General features: G+C 42.1%; 21 protein-coding genes. 11 read left to right on the top strand and 10 right to left on the bottom strand.

Annotated features, from left to right (window positions below):
- Nucleotides 1-766 precede the first annotated feature (766 nt).
- From IGI66_RS16900 to IGI66_RS16885, 4 genes are read left to right on the top strand one after another with little or no spacing between them, the layout of a single operon-like run.
- A complete protein-coding gene (locus IGI66_RS16900) occupies nt 767-1,609 on the top strand; it encodes a PRD domain-containing protein (RefSeq protein ID WP_367378968.1) in 843 nt (280 codons plus the stop codon).
- 2 nt (nt 1,610-1,611) lie between these two features.
- Nucleotides 1,612-3,471 carry a beta-glucoside-specific PTS transporter subunit IIABC gene (locus tag IGI66_RS16895; protein WP_438849680.1) on the top strand — a complete coding sequence of 620 codons (1,860 nt, stop codon included), beginning with the start codon at nt 1,612-1,614 and terminating at the stop codon, nt 3,469-3,471.
- 13 nt (nt 3,472-3,484) lie between these two features.
- Entirely contained in the window at nt 3,485-4,909 is a 1,425-nt protein-coding gene (locus IGI66_RS16890) for a family 1 glycosylhydrolase (protein WP_114525975.1), read from the top strand.
- A 2-nt stretch (nt 4,910-4,911) separates the two neighbouring features.
- Entirely contained in the window at nt 4,912-5,691 is a 780-nt protein-coding gene (locus IGI66_RS16885) for a histidine phosphatase family protein (protein ID WP_438849679.1), read from the top strand.
- A gap of 45 nt (nt 5,692-5,736) precedes the next feature.
- On the opposite strand, the gene IGI66_RS16880 is transcribed toward IGI66_RS16885, so the two are convergent.
- The 6 genes from IGI66_RS16880 to IGI66_RS16855 form a co-directional block, all read right to left on the bottom strand.
- Nucleotides 5,737-7,221: an aldehyde dehydrogenase family protein gene (locus IGI66_RS16880; RefSeq protein ID WP_086304512.1), complete on the bottom strand. Its 1,485-nt coding sequence runs from the start codon at nt 7,219-7,221 to the stop codon at nt 5,737-5,739.
- 350 nt (nt 7,222-7,571) lie between these two features.
- The gene (gene adhE / locus IGI66_RS16875) at nt 7,572-10,265 is read right to left on the bottom strand and encodes a bifunctional acetaldehyde-CoA/alcohol dehydrogenase (RefSeq protein WP_438849678.1); all 2,694 of its coding nucleotides are present in this window, start codon (nt 10,263-10,265) and stop codon (nt 7,572-7,574) included.
- 488 nt (nt 10,266-10,753) lie between these two features.
- Nucleotides 10,754-11,719, bottom strand: a complete 966-nt coding sequence (locus IGI66_RS16870; RefSeq protein ID WP_438849677.1) for a siderophore ABC transporter substrate-binding protein — start codon at nt 11,717-11,719, stop codon at nt 10,754-10,756.
- A 71-nt stretch (nt 11,720-11,790) separates the two neighbouring features.
- Nucleotides 11,791-12,549 carry an iron ABC transporter ATP-binding protein gene (locus tag IGI66_RS16865; RefSeq protein WP_438849676.1) on the bottom strand — a complete coding sequence of 253 codons (759 nt, stop codon included), beginning with the start codon at nt 12,547-12,549 and terminating at the stop codon, nt 11,791-11,793.
- A complete protein-coding gene (locus IGI66_RS16860) occupies nt 12,546-13,514 on the bottom strand; it encodes an iron chelate uptake ABC transporter family permease subunit (RefSeq protein ID WP_438849675.1) in 969 nt (322 codons plus the stop codon). The genes IGI66_RS16865 and IGI66_RS16860 overlap by 4 nt, the downstream gene beginning before the upstream one ends.
- Nucleotides 13,511-14,455, bottom strand: coding sequence for an ABC transporter permease (locus tag IGI66_RS16855; protein WP_086304516.1), 945 nt, complete (start codon nt 14,453-14,455; stop codon nt 13,511-13,513). The genes IGI66_RS16860 and IGI66_RS16855 overlap by 4 nt, the downstream gene beginning before the upstream one ends.
- A gap of 342 nt (nt 14,456-14,797) precedes the next feature.
- Between IGI66_RS16855 and IGI66_RS16850 the strand changes: the two genes are divergently transcribed.
- The 7 genes from IGI66_RS16850 (at nt 14,798) to IGI66_RS16820 (ending at nt 18,794) form a co-directional block, all read left to right on the top strand.
- A complete protein-coding gene (locus IGI66_RS16850) occupies nt 14,798-14,983 on the top strand; it encodes a DUF6440 family protein (protein WP_010778644.1) in 186 nt (61 codons plus the stop codon).
- A gap of 61 nt (nt 14,984-15,044) precedes the next feature.
- Nucleotides 15,045-15,902 (top strand): ABC transporter ATP-binding protein, encoded by an 858-nt coding sequence (locus tag IGI66_RS16845; protein WP_438849674.1) that lies wholly within the window; start codon nt 15,045-15,047, stop codon nt 15,900-15,902.
- On the top strand, nt 15,899-16,642 hold the full coding sequence (locus tag IGI66_RS16840) for an ABC transporter permease (RefSeq protein ID WP_438849673.1): 744 nt from the start codon (nt 15,899-15,901) through the stop codon (nt 16,640-16,642). The genes IGI66_RS16845 and IGI66_RS16840 overlap by 4 nt, the downstream gene beginning before the upstream one ends.
- A gap of 67 nt (nt 16,643-16,709) precedes the next feature.
- Entirely contained in the window at nt 16,710-17,045 is a 336-nt protein-coding gene (locus IGI66_RS16835) for a DUF6442 family protein (protein WP_010778641.1), read from the top strand.
- A 10-nt stretch (nt 17,046-17,055) separates the two neighbouring features.
- Nucleotides 17,056-17,265, top strand: a complete 210-nt coding sequence (locus IGI66_RS16830) for a helix-turn-helix transcriptional regulator (protein WP_010778640.1) — start codon at nt 17,056-17,058, stop codon at nt 17,263-17,265.
- 136 nt (nt 17,266-17,401) lie between these two features.
- Nucleotides 17,402-17,950 carry a GNAT family N-acetyltransferase gene (locus tag IGI66_RS16825; protein WP_438849672.1) on the top strand — a complete coding sequence of 183 codons (549 nt, stop codon included), beginning with the start codon at nt 17,402-17,404 and terminating at the stop codon, nt 17,948-17,950.
- A 211-nt stretch (nt 17,951-18,161) separates the two neighbouring features.
- Complete coding sequence (locus IGI66_RS16820) at nt 18,162-18,794, top strand: alpha/beta hydrolase (protein WP_438849671.1); 633 nt, start codon at nt 18,162-18,164, stop codon at nt 18,792-18,794.
- A gap of 34 nt (nt 18,795-18,828) precedes the next feature.
- Here IGI66_RS16820 and IGI66_RS16815 read toward each other — a convergent pair whose 3' ends face one another.
- From IGI66_RS16815 to IGI66_RS16800, 4 genes are all read right to left on the bottom strand, one after another.
- Entirely contained in the window at nt 18,829-19,368 is a 540-nt protein-coding gene (locus IGI66_RS16815) for a GNAT family N-acetyltransferase (RefSeq protein ID WP_438849670.1), read from the bottom strand.
- Between the two features lie 265 nt (nt 19,369-19,633).
- Entirely contained in the window at nt 19,634-19,798 is a 165-nt protein-coding gene (locus IGI66_RS16810; protein WP_288226806.1) for a hypothetical protein, read from the bottom strand.
- Nucleotides 19,795-20,379, bottom strand: a complete 585-nt coding sequence (locus IGI66_RS16805; RefSeq protein WP_086304523.1) for a DUF1700 domain-containing protein — start codon at nt 20,377-20,379, stop codon at nt 19,795-19,797. The genes IGI66_RS16810 and IGI66_RS16805 overlap by 4 nt, the downstream gene beginning before the upstream one ends.
- A complete protein-coding gene (locus tag IGI66_RS16800; protein WP_010778633.1) occupies nt 20,376-20,690 on the bottom strand; it encodes a PadR family transcriptional regulator in 315 nt (104 codons plus the stop codon). Before IGI66_RS16800 ends, IGI66_RS16805 begins: the two co-directional genes overlap by 4 nt.
- Between the last annotated feature and the right edge of the window lie 131 nt (nt 20,691-20,821).

The following is a 20,821-nucleotide window of genomic DNA, read 5'->3' as shown; positions in this document are numbered from 1 at the left end:
CACCATACGCCACACATCGGAAAAACGTCAAAACCGCCAATTTTGCATATCCCTCTCAAATTTGCACGAAAAACCGCCCTTGATTTTTCCGAAAAGCTGATAAATCAACCTTTCGGAAAAAAATTCTTCTAAAAACCCTGCAAATTTGAGCCCCAAATGTAATTTTGGCGAATTCCTCGATTTTCTACTTTTCTATTGAAGGAAAATGGAGTTTAATACAGAGGATATAGCACGGTGTCCAACGAGCGAGGATGGTTTGCGTATCATAAGAGTAAATGAAATAAGATGGATTGGACAACTCTTTCAATTGGAAGTATTCTTGGCTAGAAACTACCATTAGTACTTGCCTATCAAGCATTGTAATGGTAAGAAGGTTACTGTTAAAGAGGCACGCAGCTATCATTTCTTTGTTTTCCGAGGAGCCATATCATAGGTAGGTATATTTTTGGATGATAATCGTTGTGATTAAAAAAATAACTAAATTGTTTGTATCGCATGGGCTAAAAATCATTTTTTATATTCACCATTTGTAGAAGCATTTAGGGAATAGTCAAATCAACTCATTATAAGAAAGCGTTGACATTGATGCTTTCATCACTTAGAATAATACTGTAAAGTACAGTAGAAAAGAGACCGATTATGGCGATGGAGTCATGATTGTGAGTATGTTACTGAATATAATCAGGCAGAACTCAGGAAAAGATCACAGTAGACGCAAGGTCTAAGTGTATCTTTTCTTGGGTTTTTTTTCTGGAAAGGAGGAAAAATGAAGATCAGCCAAATTTTAAATAATAACGTTGCATTGGTGAAACGTGGAGGAAATGAGGTCTTCGTCGTTTCAAAAGGTATTGGTTTTAGGAAGAAAAAGGGTCAAGAGATAGTGGAAGAGGAAATCGAAAAAATGTATATTCTCGATTCCTTTGACATGCTGGATCATTTTAGCTATCTGCTCGCTCATTCTGACCCGAATGACATCCTTTTGGTGAGTAACATTATTTCCTATGGAGAAAAACAGCTTGGCATCAAGGCGAGTGATTATTTGAGTTTGGCTCTTCTTGATCACTTGGAGTTTTTGTTGAAACGAGTGGATAAGCAGCAGTTTATTAAGAGTCCGTTGATTTGGGATACGAAACGTTTTTATCCTGATCATTTCAACGTAGGACTCAAAGCACTAAAAATGATTGAAGAGCAAAAAGGGTTGCAACTGCCGGAAGATGAAGCGGTATCATTATGCTTACATTTTGTCAACATGGAGGAAAGTCGCGAAAGCCGCAAAGATTATGTGTTGGAGATGCGGACATTAGGCGATTTGCTTTCTATCGTAGAGCATCATTTCAATGTAAATCTAGATGAAAAGTCAACGAATTATATGCGCTTCACGACTCATCTGCAATATTTTGTCCAACGAATTATTGCTGGAGAGATTTTTAATGACGGCTCAGAAACCTTGGAGTTGTACAAGCAGGTTTGCCAACTGTATCCAGAATCATTTAAAGCCGTTCAAAAAATGAAAATCTATGTGCAGACACAGTTTAATTTAGAAATTTCAATCAATGAAGAAACCTATTTGATGCTTCACATCAACCGTGTGACAGAAAGGATGAAATAAAAATGAGTTATGAAAAACTAAACAAGCAGCTAATTGAATTGGTCGGTGGAAAAGAAAATATTAAAGCAGTCGCTCATTGCGTAACACGTTTACGTTTGACATTGAATGACCGAAACTTAGCAAAAACACAGGAAATCAAAAATTTAGATGGTGTGATAGATGTTGTTTCAAACGAAGTTGCATATCAGATCATCGTGGGTACGCATGTAACCGATGTCTACAATGAATTTATGGCGATGCTTGGTTTAAAACCCGATGGAGGAGAAGCTGAAAAACCAAGGGTGAAAGGAATCAAGGGAATCGCCTCTTCGATTTTAGTGATGATTTCAGAAACGATGACATCTATCATCGAAGTTTTATTAGCAGCTGGTATGATCGCTGGGATCATGGCAATTATTTCGTTAACAGGGCTGGTCTCGAAAGATAGTTCGACATATATGATTTTTGATACCTTGCGCGGCGGTGTGTTCCATTTCTTACCAATCTTTATTGCAGCATCTGCGGCCAAGCGAATGAAACTGAATGAGTATGTGGCGATGGCCTTAGCGGTTGCTCTGCTTTCGACTAATATTGATGGCGCAGAAGGACTCAATTTATTTGGCTATAACCTACCAACGATTGGTTACGCGAACACGTTTATTCCGATTTTATTGGGTGTTTGGTTTTTAAGCATCGTGACAAAGTATTTAAAGAAAATTATCCCAAGCGGATTACAGTATTTCTTAGTACCCGCCTTGTCTCTTGTGTTGACCTTTCCGGTTATACTTGTCTTTTTTGGTCCAATTGGAACACTGATCGGCGATGGTATCAGTGCATTCTTTGATCTATTGATGAATACGATTGGTAATTGGATCGTAGTGATGCTTTATGCGGCATTCCAACCATTCTTGATCGTATTAGGCGCAGCCAACTTTACCTATCCCATCGTGTTGAATTTTCTAGGAACTTTAGGCTATGACCCAATCATCAACCATGCGGCGACCATTTCTGATATTGCGGTTTGTGGAGCTATGGTTGGCTACTTCTTACGTGCGAAAAAAGGACATCAGCGTCAAATGTTCGGTACGGTAAGCTTTAGTGCCTTGATGGGAATTACAGAGCCAGCTGTTTTCGGAGTCTTCGTAAAATATCGTCGGCCGTTTTTAGCGGTTATTATCGGTGGTGGTCTTGGTGGGCTGATCGCTGGACTGACTGGTGTAAAAACAATGGGCTTTGTCTGGGGTTTAGCTGCTTTACCAACGTACTTGGCGGGCGGTACGAGTAACTTCATTTGGATGCTGGTCAGTGTCATTGTTGGTTTTGCTGGAGCAGCAGTTGTGGCCTACGGTGTAGGTATTCCAGATGAAGAGACCGAAGAAGAATTGGAAGAAAAGGATTTAGTAGCAGCATTGGAAAGCAATCAAGACTTAAAACAGGTATGTATCGGTAAAATCGCAGAGGGGACTGTGGTTCCACTGAGTGAAATCAGCGATAAAGCCTTTGCATCTGGCGCTTTAGGAAAGGGTGTTGGTATCCTGCCTTCTGAAGCAGAAGAAACGATTATTTCTCCGGTTGAAGGAACGGTTACTGTAGCATTTCCAACGAAGCATGCTTATGGGATCAAAACCAAAAATGGCGTGGAATTATTGATTCATATTGGTGTGGATACGGTAAATCTGGAAGGAAAGTATTTTGAAGGGTTTGTGGATCAGGGACAAGAGATTAAAAAGGGGGATATTTTGGCGAAGTATCAAGCGGATCAAGTAGAAGAAGCTGGCTTTGATCCCGTGATCATCGTAGTTGTAACAAATTCAAATGACTATCTTGATGTCATTTCAACAAGCAATGAGCAGAATGAAGAACTGCTGACAGTAATTTTATAAAAAGGAGCAGACAATGACGTTTAAGAAAGACTTTTTATGGGGCGGTAGTATCGCCGCCCATCAATGCGAAGGTGCGTGGCAAGAAGCTGGAAAAGGCCCAGCAATTATGGATTTTGTCACGAAGGGTTCAAACAATGAACCGCGAACGATTACAGAAACAATCGACCCTAAGCTAGATTATCCTTCCCATCTGGGGATTGATTTTTACCATCATTACAAAGAAGATATTCAATTATTTAAAGAGATAGGCTTCAACGCCTTACGTATTTCGATTGATTGGTCGCGTATTTTTCCTAAAGGAGATGAACAAGTGCCAAATCAAGGAGGACTTGATTTTTATGAACAAGTAATCGACGAATTGTTAGCAAACAATATCGAACCAATTGTGACGCTGTATCACTTTGAATTGCCAATCCACTTAGTTTGTGAATATGGATCATGGAAAAATCGTCAGGTCATCGATTTTTATCTTCAGTATTGCGAAACAGTCATGCGAGCATATGATGGAAAGGTAAAGTATTGGGTGACCTTTAATGAGATGAACCACCTTGATCCGCAATCTGAGCAGTCAGACATCTTCACCTATTTGATAGCTGGCTTGAAATATAGTGAGATGGAAAATCCGACTGAAGACTTGGCAAGAATTGGCTACAATATGACGTTAGCTGGAGTCAAGGCCGCGCGTTTAGGACGTGAGATAAACTCGAATAATATCATTGGCTGTGTCTTTGGGTTGAACCCGATCTATTCATACGATTGCCAACCAGATAATGTATTAAAAGGCTTTTTAGACAACGATAAAGATTATTATCAAGTCGATGCGATGTGTAATGGCAAGTTCCCAAAATACAAAATGAAGCAATACGAGGCATTAGACATCGATCTAGAAAATCAATCGAGTGATGTCGAAGATTTTGCTAAAGGTACGATCGATTTTATCGGCTTGAATTATTATATGTCGAGTATTTCTGAGCCAAACACACCTGTCGAAGCAGAAACTGCGTTATTCGGTGGCATTCAAAATCCTCATTTAGAGCAATCAAAATGGGGCTGGGGCATCGACCCGATAGGTATTCGATTTGTAATGAATTTGTTGTACCGTAAATACGAATTACCAATCATGATCACTGAAAATGGACTAGGCGCGGTTGATCAGCTGGAAGAAGGCACCGTTCACGACGATTACCGCATCGATTATTTGCAAAAGCATATCAAAGCAGTGAAACAAGCAGTTGAAGAGGACTATGTAGAGTGTATAGGGTACTTAACTTGGGGCCCAATTGATCTAGTTAGTGCCTCAACGGGAGAGATGAGTAAACGTTATGGGTTCATCTACGTTGATCTGGACAATGAAGGTAGAGGAAGCCTGCACCGTTCGAAAAAGGATTCATTTGGTTGGTTCCAAAATGTAATTAAAAGTAATGGGGAGGAACTATAATAATGAAAAAGATTTGGGGATTAGTTGTGGTAGTAGTACTAGGCTTAAGCTTAATCGGCGGAATCTCTACTCAGGCAAATGAAAAGGCTTCTGATAAAAAGAGTGAGATAACAATTTATCTTGTCCGTCACGGAAAAACATTTTTTAATACAACTGGGCAGGTCCAAGGCTTTGCGGACTCGCCATTGACAGATAAAGGGATCGAACAAGCGAAGCAGGTTGGTAAAGGGTTGAAAAATATCAAGTTTGATTTAGCTTATTCCAGTGATTTAGGACGTCAACGCAATACAGCGAAACAAATATTGGCGCAAAATGAAAACAAAAAGCCCAAGATTTTGGAGCATGATGGCTTCAAGGAGTGGAATTACGGCGGCTTTGAAGGTAAGACAAACGCTGAAATGTGGACACCTATCTTTGAAGCAAATGATTTAACGTTTGACGAGGAATGGACGGACTATGACAAACTGGTGAATACGTTAGGCGATGAAGGAGTAGCCGATGCCATTGCAGAGGCAGATTCATTAAAAGTAGCTGAAACGTATGAAGAAATCACTGAAAGAGGACAAGCAGCAATGGACAAAGTGATCGCTGACGCCAAAAAGAAAAAAGCGAAAAGGGTTCTGATCGTTTCTTCCGGTAGCATGATTCCTACTATACTTGAAATGGTGGTTCCTGGGGAATATAAAGGAGAAGCTATTGATAACTGTAGTGTCACTACACTCAAATATAAAGACAACCATTACTCCGTAGCTAAAATCAATGATACTCAATATGTAGAGTGAATTAAAACCACCCGTTCAGACGGGTGGTTTTAACTATTTTGTAAATCAACTATAAAATCCTGATGGCTCATTATTTGTGTCGATCATAATATTTTTTGTCTGGGAATAGGCGTCTAACATAGATTTATATGTTTCACGGCCAATTCCTGATTTTTTGTACCCGCCAAATGGTGCACCCGCAGGGATTTGATTGTACGTATTGACCCAGACACGTCCTGTTTCTAACGCACGACTCACAGTTAATGCAGTGTTCAGATCCTTCGTCCAAACGCCGCCGCCTAAGCCGTAAATCGAATCATTGGCCATTTCGATAACTTCATCGATCTCATCAAACTTGATTACGACAGCTACTGGTCCAAAAATTTCTTCTTTAGCTACTCTCATATCATTTGTAACATTCGTAATCAGGGTAGGGGCAACAAAGCATCCTTTTTCCAATCCATTAGTATCAAGACGCGTACCACCAGCCTTGATAGCAGCACCTTCTTCTTTGGCAATGTCAATATATTTCAAAATAGTTTTGACTTGATTTTCATTGATTTGAGCCCCCATTTGAATGCCCTCTTCCCAAGGTAGCCCAACATTCACTTTGTTGAAAGCCTCCGCCAAATCCTTTACGAAACGATCATAAATACCAGATTGTACAAATATCCGTGAACCCGCACAACAAACTTGCCCTTGATTGAACAATATGCCTAATTGTGCTCCATCCAAAGCTTTTTCATAGGGCATGTCGTTGAAGAAGATATTGGCTGATTTACCACCTAGTTCCAAGGTTGCTGGCACTAAGCGTTTTGCGGCAGAAATGGCTACATTGTAACCAACCTCAGTAGATCCGGTAAATGCCAATTTATCGATTCCTTCGTGATGGAGCATATATTCTCCAGATTTAGATCCTTTCCCTGTAACAACATTTAAAACTCCAGGAGGCAATACCTCTTGGATCAACCGAGCAAACTCCAAAATGCTTAAAGAGGTGGTAGAAGAAGGGTGGATAATAATGGTATTTCCAGCAGCTAAAGCAGGAGCGATTTTCCATGCGGCCATCAGGAACGGGAAATTCCATGGAATGATTTGTCCCACTACACCGATGGGTTCTTTTAGATTAATTGTCAGTGTCGTTTCATCCAATTGCTGGGCAGTTCCTTCTTCTGAGCGTAAGACCCCGGCAAAGTAACGGAAGTGATCGGCCCCATATGGGATATCGATAGTTTGTGTTTCACGCAGAGGCTTGCCGTTATCTAATGTTTCCACTAGTGCTAGATGCTCCGCGTGTTCATCGATAATGTCAGCAATTTTTAAAAGAATCCGAGAGCGTTCTTCAATAGAGACCTTGCGCCATTCTTTTAAGGCGTTGTTAGCAGCAGTGACTGCTAAATCTACTTCATCATCTGTCGCATCTGTAAATTTTGCAAGACAGTCTCCATTTGCGGGATTTACTGCCAACAGTGCGCGTTCCGCGTCGTAGGCTGTCCATTTCCCATCTATAAATAAGCTATACTGATCCTTCAATTGTACCTTGTCATTCATGTAAATAGCCTTCCTTTCCTAATTAAAATTAAATAGTTTCCAATAGATACCTTCTCTAAAAACCTTCAATTCTAGTTGAGAGGTAAATTAATGGCTGGAGGATGCAAAAACATAGTCCATCTGTATGCTTAAAATTTAATAGTTAAATTTTATTTTCAATTTATTTAGTCTTGTTCTATTCCTTATTTTTATCTGACCGTAAAATAGAAAGAAATTGACGTCAAGAATCAGTCCTTCATTTTGACGTCAATTTTTCTATTTAAAGACTGCGAATAGTTAGGTAGTCATTTTTGATTAATTTAGCTTCTATAATGAAGAGTAAATCGTTGAACCTCATTTTTTAAGGCTGCTTAAAACTGGTCGATTAATAATTGACGAATCTCACTTAGAGCAGGTTGTCTAGGATTTGCTGGTGTACATTGGTCGTTATAAACAAGGTCAATTAGTTTTTCTATGGCCCCATCAAAATGCTCCTTTGTAACCCCATTTCCAGATAAGGTTGTATCAACATCCAACTTTTCAGCCAGCTTGGCAATTTCTAAACATAAGGAATCAACCAATGCCTCATCGGTGCTGCCTTTTAGACAAAGTGATCTAGCGATATCTGCATAGTCTTTTTGAGCACGGTAAACTTCATATCTTGGGTAAGGATTTCTTTTTACTTTTCCTGAGGCCCCATTGAAACGAATAACATGTTGCATCGCGATGGTTATTACAAGGCCATGGGGTAATCCAAATTCTCCTCCAGTCTTATGAGCAATAGAATGATTGATACCTAGAAAGGCATTGGAAAAAGCCATGCCGCCTAAAGTCGCAGCATAATGCATGTTGGCTCTTGCTCGTTCGCCTTCGCGGGTTGGGTTCTTTGGATCATAATTATAAGAGTCTACTAGGTTCTCGAAAACCAGCTTAATCGCTTCAAGCGACCAAGGTCGAGTGAAATCTGAAGCCATTACAGAAACATAAGATTCCAAAGCGTGTGACAACGTATCTAATCCAGACAAAGCTACAGTCCTGCGAGGGACGGTCATGACAAACTCTGGATCAACAATGGCGATCTGCGGCGTTAATTCATAGTCAGTCAATGGATATTTCACATGTGTTTCATCATCAGTGATAACTGCGAACGGGGTCACTTCAGAACCCGTACCTGAAGTCGTCGGTACACAGATCAGCTTTGTCTCTGTTTGATGATGGAAACGAACGATCCGCTTTCTTATATCAATAAATTTTTGTTGGAGTTCTAAGAATAGTTCGCTTACTTTCCGGTAATCATCAAGGAACCCAGATTCTTGCCCCAGTGAAAACTCGTAGATAAATCGGGCAATTTTGGCTGCATCTAATGCGGAGCCTCCACCTATTGCTATGATGGTATCTGGAGCGAATTCGCGCATTTTTTTAGCGATCTCGATCGTTTGACCCAAAGTTGGATCTGGATGCACTGTCCCGTAAACGGTAGTGACAACTGCATTTTCGCGTAATTCTAATTGACTATATACGGTATCGACAAACCCAAACTGAACCATGCCCGGATCAGCAACGATGAACGCACGATCGATGGTTTCAACATCATCTTGCAAATAGGAAATGGCATTATTTTCATAGTAAATTTTTTCAGGTAATCGCACCCATTGAGGGCGATTGCGTCGTTTTGCTACAGTTTTGATATTCAAAAGATCGTCTGTACATAGATTGTGTGACAATGAATTCTTCCCCCATGATCCTGTTCCTAGTGTAAGACTTGCTTTCAAGGCGTCTGTATAAATATCTCCGATCGCGCCGATGGAGTCTGGCTGGTTGACAAGCACTCGTGCAGCATTTGTTTTGTCGCTAAACTCATTGATAAACGGATCTTTTTGTAAACCAATTTGAATCGCTGCATTATGCCCAGCCCCTTGATAACTTAATAACTTCCCGACGATAGCAATCGCATCTTGACGATCTGTCGCTTTGTATACAGAAAGCAGGGGCGTTAATTTTTCAGATGAAAGTTTTTCACCAATGTTTTTCTTGTCTAATTCAAACAACATTACATCTTTTTCTTCAGGAAGTTCAACTCCAGCATGCTCAGCAATCCATTTGCAGGACATACCAGCGACATTTCCATTGACTCCGTGTTTCTCATTGAAAACGAAATTGGCTATTTTATCGTAGTCCTTCTTAGGAACAAGATAGGCGCCCTTTTTTTGCATTTTTTCTAGCCAGTCTTTGTAAACAGGTTCTTCAACGACAACTGAATTTTCAGTTGCGCAAATCATACCATTATCGAAGCGCTTGGAGAGAAGCAAATCCTCAACAGCCCGGTCAAGAAAGGCTGTATGATCGACAAATACGACGCCGTTTCCAGCACCGACGCCCATGGAAGGATTACCAGATTTTAATGCGGCATTTACCATTCCAGGTCCACCAGTGGCTAGGATGGAGGCGATTTTAGGATTTTTGATCAGAGCTGTCGTATTATCTAAAGAGGGCGTCTCGATCCACTGGATAATATCTTCGGGTGCTCCGGCGGCTACCGCAGCATCGTATAAAATTTTGGCTGCATGAGCGGAACAATCTTGTGCTTGTGGATGAAAAGCAAAGACAATCGCATTTCTAGTTTTCAAGGTCAGTAAAATTTTGAACATGGTCGTTGACGTAGGATTCGTTGTAGGGACGATACCAGCTAATACGCCAAGGGGTGCAGCAATTTTGACCTGACCACGAATTTTATCTTCGCCAACAACACCAACGGTTTTTTCATCTTTGATCAAATTCAACACATTTTCGGTAGCAAAGCGGTTCTTTGTATCTTTATCTTCTACTACACCACGCTTGGTTTCGGAGACTGCTTCATGTGCCAGCACCAAGGCAGCTTCAGATCCGGCTAGGGCAGCAGCCTTCACGATTTTGTCCACTTTTTCTTGTGTGAAATGTGCGTATTTTTGTTCAGCAATCAATGCCCTTTCTACCAAAGTATCGACGTGAGATGTTAAAGATTCTTTGGATGGTGTCGTGTCTTTCTCCAAGACAGTAGTTGACGCTGGTTTCTTTTCTTTCATCATAAGACCTCCATAATTTTTTAGAAAGCGTTTACTTCACATACAGGATACTCCTCTTCATTTATTTTTACAATATTTTTTCACAAACTAATGGCATTTTAATATAAAAATAATTCATAAAATAGCAGATAATGCGTATTAAAAAGGCATAAATGTAAAAATGACGACGAAAAGAATATATTTGTAAAAAAAAGATAAAGACTTAGAAATCCCGGATAACTAGGTGAGAAATAGAATGTCTGTATAAAAGAATCATTTCAAATGGAATAGTGAGGGGATGATTCAACTTATCTATACTAAAGGCTAAAGGTAAGTAATTTTTTTGTGAATGTGTGTATGATGAAATCGAGATTTTACGTATCTGGGGAGAGAAGGAGAGATCGATGAGTCAGACAAGAGGTGTGGCAGCAGCTATTTTTATTGCTCAATAAAAATAGCCCCGCCATGTATCGTTTCATGGCGAGGCTAACTATATCTAAAAGTGTGGGCTGCTACTCAAAGGCTTTATTAACGTCCTTCAACATAAGAGAAACGGATTCTAGTCCACCGCCGCTAAGGTACCAGACATCTGGTTGCAGGGAGATCACTTTTTTGTTTTTTCCAGCCGTCGTTTGAGCGACCAACTCATTGTCGGCAACATGATTGTTGCTGTCATCGCCGCCGATTGCTTTGGTACGGTCAACAACGAAAAGAATATCTGGATTTTTATCTAAAACATATTCGTAAGAAACACTTTGTCCGTGAGTAGATGCTTTGATCGCATCATCTGACGTCGCAAAGCCAAAGGTGTCGTAAATGATTCCGAAGCGTGATTCTTTGCCGTATGCGGATAATTGTCCTTCGTTGACTAGGACAGTCAAGGCTTTGTCTTTGCTTTCTTCTGCTTTGGTTTTTGTTTCGTTGATGCTGGTTTCAAGCTCTGCTAATTGTTTTTTGGCAGATTTTTCTTTGTCGAAGATTGTTGCTAGTGTTTCAACATTTTGCTTGATTGACTGCCATGTATTTGCTGGATCTACAGCCAGATACATCGTTGGTGCGATGTCCTTCAGTTGATCTAAAAAGTCGCGTTGACGACCGGAGATAATGATCAGATCAGGCTTCATTTGATTAATTTTTTCCAAGTCAGGTTCTTTGATACCGCCAGCTGATGGCACTTTTTTATAGGCCTTCAAATAAGCGGGTAGATTATCTGTCGCCGCACCTACGATGGCATCGCCTGCACCTAGAGCATCCAAAGTATCTAGCGACCCGTTATCGAAAACGACGACTTTTTTAGGATTCTTCGGTACAGTCACCGTGCCGTTTGAGTCCTTTACTTCGATTGATTCTTCCTTGACAGTGCTGCTTGTTGCGGCTTTCCCTGTGGAATCACTCGTACTTTCTTTCGTTGTCGAGCCGCAGCCCACCAAGCCTATCCCCAGTAATACCATAGATAAGCCAACAATATATTTTTTCATTTCTGTTTCCCCCTAATTTATAATTAAAGCCCCTTGTTAAAGGAGTCTTGATACCAAATATTGTGTTATTTTTAATTGAAATACATGCAAAAACGTTTGCCGTCTAATTCACAGATTTTTATATCCATTTCATAAAGTGTATTCAAAATATGCGGCTGAATCATTTCCGCGGTCGTTCCGTGAGCAAAGATCTTTCCGTCCTTCATCGCTACGATCTCATCAGCGTAGCTGGCTGCAAAGTTGATGTCGTGAATGACCAGCAGAACCGTTTTATGTTCTTCCTCAACCAATCGGCGCAACGTTTGCATGAGGTGTACCGCGTGATTCATATCTAAATTGTTCAACGGCTCATCCAAAAGAATATAGTCGGTGTCTTGCGCTAAGATCATCGCGATGTATGCCCGTTGCAGCTGTCCGCCGGATAAGGTGTCGATCCGATCATCTGCCATTTCGACTAAACCGAGTTTTTCCAAGGCATACTCGATCATTTCCTGATCCTCTGAAGTCAGCCGTCCTTTTGAATAGGGGAAGCGGCCAAAGCTTACCAGCTCGCGCACAGTGATTCGCAAATTGACGCCGTTGCTTTGTTTCAAGATCGACAGCTTTTTAGACAATTCGTTGGAGCGCCAAGCCTTCACTTCATTGTGATCTAAGTAGATTTGTCCGGCATCGATCGTGATCAACCGGCTGATCATCGAGAGCAGCGTGCTTTTTCCGGCGCCATTTGGTCCGATAAACGCCGTCAACTGTTCGTCTTTGAGGGGCAGACACACCTCGGAAATGACCGTTTTCGTGCCGTAGTGTTTTGAGACATCGTTGATATCGATCATCGTTGCTTCCTCCTTTCATGAATGATTTTCCAGATAAAATACAGACCGCCGATGAACTGCGTCACTACACTGACAGTGGTCTTTAGCTGAAAAACGTGTTCTACTAAAACTTGACTGCCCACGAGAAAAATGACACCCAATAAAATCGCTGTTGGGAACAGGTAGCTGTGGCGATACGTCGGCATTAGCTGGTAGCTGATATTGGCGACAATAAAGCCCAAAAAGGTGATGGGTCCTACCAATGCTGTGGCCGTTCCGGTCAATAGGCTGATGAGAAACAACAGTATCAGTTGGAATGTATTGAGAGAAATGCCTAAATTTGTCGCATGATCGCTTCCTAGATGTAAGACATCTAAATAGCGGTTCGCTGCGAAGAGCAGGAACGATCCTGCAAGAATGATGACCGCTGCCAAGCCTAAATGTCCAGTATTAATATTACTGAAGCTGGCAAAAAGTCGGCCCTGGAGCAGATCGTACTCGTTTGGGTCCATCATGACCTGCAAAAAATTGCTCGTGCTGCTGAACAAGCTACCGAAGATCATCCCCAGCATTAACAGAATGAACAGGTCGTTTTGCTGTCGCCGCAAGAGAACCTTGGCTAGTACCAAACTCATCATAGCCATCAAAAAGATGCTGAGCAGAAAAGTAGACGTCTGCTCCTGTGACAGCATGTTTACCCCGCCCACAATAAAAAACAGGAATGTTTGAATCAATACGTAGAGAGAATCTAGGCCAAGGATATTAGGCGTCAAAAACTGATTTTGCGTCATCGTTTGAAAGCTGACCGTTGACATGCCTGTCGCCAATGCAACTAATAGAAAAGCGGCGATTTTTTTCCTGCGGAGTATCCAGGCAAACTGGAAATTTCCATAAGTATTGTAAGTTAAGTAAATCCCGCATAAGGTGAGGGCGAGGATCGTGAGCCCAATCAGCAGCAGTTCTTTTTTTCGCAAAGAGTGAGTCATGCGCGATTCCTCCTTACCAATAAGTAGATAAAAATCAGACTGCCTAAAATCCCCACTGTTAGACTGACTGGAACCTCATAAGGTGCGATGACGATTCGGGAAAGGATATCGCAGGCCATTAAAAATAGACTGCCGCTCAAGGCGGTGATCCATAAGTTCTGTTTGACGTGGTCGCCATAGATCAGCGATACGATATTCGGTACGATCACACCAAGAAAGGGGACAGTACCAACCATGATCAAGACCAAACCGCTGGCTGCTGCTACCAATCCGATGCCCACCAATTGCGTCAGGCGATAGTTGATGCCCAGATTGATCGCGACATCTTCTCCTAACCCGACGATTGTGAAAAAATAAGCAAAAAAATAGATGATGAAAAACAATGGAATCGTCAGGTAGAGAAGCTCATAATTGCCTTTTGTTACTAACGAAAAATTTCCCTGCAACCATGAGGACATGTTTTGGATCAATTGAAACTGGTAGGCAAAGAAGGTGGCGATCGCGCCAACAATATTGCCAAACATCACGCCCAATAAAGGCAGAAAGACCGGGTCTTTTCCAGGAAGCAGCCGACTTAGGCCTAAAAAGACCATTGTGCCCAAAAAAGCGAAAAGAAAAGCCGCTAATGTCCGCGATGCTATCGAGGCATTCGGTAAAAACAGCATGACCAGTAAGATTCCCAAGCGGGCACTGTCCATCGTGCCGGCAGTGGTGGGTGAAACAAATTTATTTTGTGTAAGATGCTGCATGATCAGCCCGCAAATACTCATTGTTCCGCCAGCCAAAATCAAGCTGAGGGTACGAGGCACACGAGTCGTCGCCAGTATCAGCCATTGCTCCGAATCTCCTTGAAGCAACGCCCGCAGCATCAAATCATTTACGCCAATAAAAAGAGAGAGAATACTCAGTAACAGCAGACCAAGTACAAATACTTTCTTCAATTTCTCGCCTCCTTGTAATTGATAATGATTATCATTCTCTACGAATATAAATTTTAGGTGATTATGAAAACAAATGCAAGCAGTTTTTAATTTTTTTGTCGTCATTTTGGAAAGAATAAAATAGGAATAGCATATAAATATTAATTATGATCATTTAGGTGGAGGGGATTTTTATAATTGGATGCGCAGTGTCGATCGACAGGTGATACACCGAATCGATCAACTAAGTGAAAGGCTGTGTGTGATTCGCATTTTTTTGAAAGATATATCTTGACAAGTTTACTTGTCAGATCTATACTGTTTTTGACAACAAAACTTGTCAAAACAAGGAGATGAACAGACATGAAAAAAGAAAAAAGATTTGATGTTGAGACAATAGAGACGAGTGGCTCAGGGATTACAACGGTTGTCGTTGACAAGAACTCAGGCGTACAGTATTTATTGGCGATCGTACCAAATATGGGCTCAGGGATGGCGGTATTAGTGGATCAGGATGGAAAACCAATGTTGGCGGATAAAGACAACTAGGGGTCATTTTTTTTTAACCGATGTTGACAAGGAAACTTATCAAAAAATGGAGAGAAGCGATATGGAGCGACGAATTTTAATCGAGGCAAAAGGAATATCTAAGGAATTCAAAGGGTACCCTGCGATCAGAAAGTTGGATTTTCAAGTGTATGAAGGCGAGATTTTTGGTTTTTTAGGACCGTCAGGAGCTGGAAAAACGACGACGATCAAAATTTTAACAGGTCAACTAAGACAAACGTCAGGGCAGGCGAGCATTTTAGGGATTCCAGTGGAAAACGTGCGGGAGGACATTTATAAAGAAATTGGGATCGTTTCTGACATGAGCGGGTTTTATGAAAAATTGACGGTTTATCAGAATTTGAAAATTTTTGCGAAGCTGCTAGATGTCGAACCGACCGTCATTGATGAACAATTAAAGCGGTTTGGCTTGTACGAACACCGCAAAGTGCCGGCAAAGAATCTTTCGAAGGGAATGAAGCAGCGGCTTGTCTTGATTCGGGCAATGCTTCATCAGCCAAAGGTTCTTTTCCTGGATGAGCCGACGAGCGGGTTAGACCCAAATGCGGCATTGGCAGTTCATCGGATGATGGAAGAGCTGCGGGCAGAGGGCACATCGATTTTTCTGACGACCCATAATATGGAAGAGGCGGACAAGTTGTGTGACCGAGTGGCGTTATTGAATGAAGGAAAGATCGCGGAGTTGGATACACCGGAGAAATTACGACTTAAATTTAACAAGCAAAAGCGTTTTGTCGTCCAATTAAAGGAGAGGGACACGGAACTCCGGTTGAAGCAATCTGTAGAGACTGCGGAACGGATCGGGAAATGGCTGGCGACGGATCAATTAGAAACGATCCATTCCTGTGAGCCGACCTTGGAAACAGTCTTTTTGGAAGCGACAGGGAGGGAACTTGTATGAGTGGGACGATCAAACGAATCCATGCGATCACAGGATTAAAATTTCAGACTATTTTTAGCAACCTCAGTATGATGAGCAATCCCCTCATTGCTTTAGTGATCGTGCGAGTGTTTCGCGAGGTCATGGCCAATCTGCCGCAGGCAAACGGTGTCTTCCAGCTGGATGCCTTTCTGCTGGGATTGGGATTGATCATGAATATCGTGTCCTGCGGATTGATGATCAGCAGCACCTCCATCGCGGAAGAAAAGGAGAAACATACCTTGCGTGTGCTAATGACTTCTTCGGTGAAAAGTAAAGAATACTTAGTCGGTTCGCTGATTCCTACTTTTACCATCAGTATGATCGTGAATGTCCTGCTGATCCCAGCGAGCGGTATTTCTTTTTCAGCGATCCATCTTCCGACGTTTCTTTTGATTACGATGAGCGGGACGCTGATCAGTATTATTTTAGGATTTGTCGTGGGGATCTTGACGAAGGATCAGACGCAGTCGGGAGTGGTCTGTACACCATTGCTGCTGGTTTTGACGATGCTGCCGCAGCTTCGCTTTTTTAGTACAACGCTGAGAGACGTCTCGAGTTATACCTATTCAGGAGTGATCGCGAGTTATGTAGACGGGCTGTTTAGCGATCAAGGATATGCACTGAATACTCGTGATGTGTTGACGATGGCGATCTGGTTTGTCTTATGCAGCGTGATTTTCGTTATGGCGTACAAAAAAAGAGGCATGGAGGCGGAATAACGTTGGATTCACTATTCATTGCTGTAAAAATTGGCTATAATAGGTACTTAGAAAGTGGGGTTCAAGCGTGAACAAAGAAGAGATACTCGCAAAAAGTCGGGAAGAAAATCGCAAGAATGATCCCTATTGGGCAGAGATCCAAAAAAAATCCAGCTCTTTTGGGGGCGTAGTCGTTGTCTTGTTATCGACGGTTCTTTTTGTGATCCAACTAGTGATGGGAAAAGGCTTCAATTTTGGCTTGTACGCTGTCTCATTTGCCTATGGCGCCACGGACTTTCTCGTGAGATATGCGTATTTTAGGAGACGCAGAGAGTTGATCTTCGGTGTCATCTATTTACTGGTGATGATTGTTTTGATCATTCTGCACCTCAATCAATTGCTCTCTAACCCAAAGGAATCCTAGGTGAAGCCGCATGTCAGAAGAAAAATTAGTCCTAAAAAACCGCTTAAAAGAAGCCCGAAAAAATAAAAAATTGTCTCAAGCCGCACTTGCTAAATTAGTAGGCGTATCAAGAACGACCATCAGCTCGATCGAGACCGGGCAATTCAGCCCAACCGCAAAACTCGCTTTGATTCTATGCATTGCGTTGGATGTGAAATTTGAAGATCTGTTCTATTTTTAATCTGCACACCTGTGGACCTGAGCATCGGACACAGGTGTTTTTGTCAACGGCAATAATGAACACGTATTGAAGGATGGGGAACGTCTTCATATGATTATGGTTATACCACATAGAGTGAAAAGGAAGGAGAGTTGAAATGATGGAGATCAAAAAAGTAGATGTAAAGGATTGGGAGACGCTTCAAAAAATCAGTGAGAAGACATTTGCTGAAACTTTCGGAAAAAACAATGATTCTGAAGAATTGAGTACTTACTTAGCCAACGCCTACAATAAGGAGCAATTAATCAACGAACTTTCTAATTCAAACTCTGAATTTTACTTCATCTATTTTGGATCGCAGGTCGCGGGCTATATCAAATTGAATATAGGGTCAGCGCAGACTGAAAAAATCGCGGATCATGCGTTAGAAATTGAACGCATCTATATTGATTCCGATTTTAAGCGCAAAGGCCTCGGAAAAAAATTGTACGAATTGGCGAATGAACTTGTGAAGGAGCAATCAAAAGAGTCCATATGGCTAGGTGTCTGGGAAAAGAATCCCTCCGCGATAGCCTTTTATGAAAGCCTTGGCTTTAAAAAAGTTGGTCAACACACGTTCCACTTTGGCAACGATGAACAGATCGATTATATTATGGAAAAAACCTTCACTCGTCAAGCCTTTTTTGATGGATGGAAAGAGAAGTGAAGAGGCATCAAATCCGGTGTATAAATAAAAATTCTTTTTCGATCATAAAACGGTTCAATTAATAAAAATAAATTAAACTATCAGTCGTTCGTATATGAGCGACTGGTTTACGGCGGGAGATGAGAAACCCGCCTTTTTTGTTTAACGATCCTTTATAAAGACGTACCGAATCTGTTACTATGAAGAAAACAAGCGCTGAAAGGGGTTTCCTATGAAACTGATTTTACTGCATGGGCTAGGGCAAACGACGGAGAGTTGGCGAGAAGTGGTTGCAGGGATTGGTCTTTCCGAGGTTACGGTGTATTCATTGTTTGATACTCTTGTACCAAATGAAAGAGTGACGTTGGAGCGGCTGAACCAAAAGCTGAAGGGGTATTTGAAGGGGAACAGTGAACCCTATCTTTTGGGCGGACTCTCGCTTGGGGGCGTGATGACACTTCGTCATGGGATGGATGGGGACCCTTTATTAAGAGGGATCATCGTGGCGGCTGGACAATTTGAGGCACCGAATAAAGCGCTCATGGCTCTGCAAAATTCGGTGTTTAGAATCCTGCCGCCTTCATTATTGAAAAAGTCTGGCATGGATTTAAGTAAGAAGCAGTTGCTTGAACTCATGGCGGACATGGCGAAGTTGGATTTGCGAGGATCGTTGCGTCTAATACAGGTACCGACGCTTTTGTTGTGCGGGGCAAAGGATCGCGTAAATCTGCCGGCGACGAGGCAATTGGCGGAGCTGCTGCCGCAGGCAAAAATACGAATCCTCCCGAAAGGCAAACATGAGCTAAATGTGACCTCCCCCGCGATAGTTGCGGCAGAGGTGAATGCATTTATCAAGAATTTATAGCGAGGGGAATCGCACGAAAATTATTGCTATTGTGTTATTTTTCTTTCAACAGGTCGATCCAATAGATTTGGACCATTTTTCCATCGGTATAAATAAACTCTTTTTCCAAGACACCGCCATTGCGTTGAATAGTACGCGCGGAAGCAACGTTCTCCTTGTGGCAGGCGACCATCACCTTTTCAAGTCCAAGCATCCTGCAGTGAGCCAATCCAAGGCGCAGAATCTCTGTTGCGTAACCTTTTCCTCGTTCGGTTGGACGCACACCGTACCCGATGTGCCCGCCGAATTCGCGGAGAAAATCGTTCAGTTCATGGCGAATGTTGATCGTACCCAACAGTTTTTGATCGCTCTCTCTTAGTGCCAGCAAAGTAGTGGAAGCCACCCAATCTGGAGAAACGGTGGCTTGATCGGATTGATTGGATAAATGACGCAGCCACTCGCCGTAACTCTCCATTTCTGTCAGGCGAGAAGAGCCGTGTAAAAATTCTTCGCCACTGTTAAAGTGTTCCTCGATGTATTCCGCTACTGCGTTTTGGTGGTGTGCTTGGGGGAGAACTAAGGTTATCTTTTCCATAGGTTTCACCTCTCAAAGGGATGTAGTAGTGCTAGTGTAGCATGATGTCAGGAGTGGGAATAGTTTTTTGTTAAAAAGTCGTGCCCTTTATTTGAACATACAGGGCAGGATGAAAAAATGCTGAAGCACCCAAAGGCGACGGAGGACGCGATCGGGTGTGGGATCAACTTGAGTCAAGTGATCCAAAAGCCGTTGGAAAGTCCTTAAAAAAACAAGTAAAAAACGAATCCTTTTCGCTCAAGCGAGGAGGATTCGTTTTTTTTTGTTACTCACTATAAAAGCTCACCACGTTGTACCAGTGACGGTCTCGATAATCCATGCGGTAGCGCTCTCCTGAAAAACCTGAGAGGGCGTAGCCGAGCATCATCAAGACGATTCCTGCACCGACTAAATAGGTCGCGACTTTTGGCAGTAAATGTTTTGATCTCATACTTGGACCACCTTTCGTTGGAAAATGTTGCGGCGAATCGTACGCATCAATCCGCGATGCATTTCGATAAAGACGGCACTGAATTTATAGGTCAGCCACATGCACAGTAGACCGAAACCAAATAGAAACATGCCTACGCCGAGCTGTGTGACACCTAAAAAGAAGGAATCAAATAGGACAAAGGGACTTGTCAATGCGGCAGCGACCCCGCCGATGATCGTTCCCGCAGCCAAACAGGCACCAGTGAAGGGGATACACCAGATCACAAGGTCAATACTAAAGAGGACTAAAAATACGGCAAGCGCCAAGCTGCCCCATAATGGAAATCCAAGGATCAAAAGACTGATCCATAACCAGTTTAATCGACGCGGCACCTTCACCTCTGTAGGGATTCCGGCGGCTTCATAGGCCAATTGCTGCGGGTCACCCAATTTTTTGACCGCTGCCCGTTCTGAATACCCATCTTCCATCAAATCCAAGATCATTTCATCGTAATATTCAATCAAGCGATGAACCTCGCTGGGTCTGACTTCATAGGATAAATAATTGCTGAGTTCCTTGATAAATTCGACTCGATTCATTTTTCAACACTCCTTTTAATGTAATGGTGCACCGCTTCGACATCGTTCCATTCTTGCAGAAATTTCTTGATACTGGCACGTCCTAAATCGGTTAAATGATAATATTTTCGCAAGCGTCCATTATGGACTTTTGAATAGGTGGCGACTTTGTCCGTTGCCTCTAACCTTTTTAAGATTGGGTAAAGCGTCGATTCGGTGATCTCAAGCTGTGGATGGATTTCTTTGACGATTTGATAGCCGTAAGAATCGATCTCCACCAACGAAGCCAACACACAATACTCGATTAATCCTTTTTTCAATTGACTGTCCATCCATAACACCTCTCTATACGTCATACTATACATTACATAGTATAGAGGAACTATAGGACTTTAGGCGTATTTTCAAAAAAAAGACGATTTATCAGGTTCGATAAATCGTCTTGCGCCTTTTCTATTGGCTG

The organism is Enterococcus sp. AZ048 (assembly GCF_051715125.1).
GTDB classification, from domain to species: Bacteria; Bacillota; Bacilli; order Lactobacillales; family Enterococcaceae; genus Enterococcus_A; species Enterococcus_A gilvus.
This window is presented reverse-complemented; position numbering and strand designations above follow the sequence as displayed.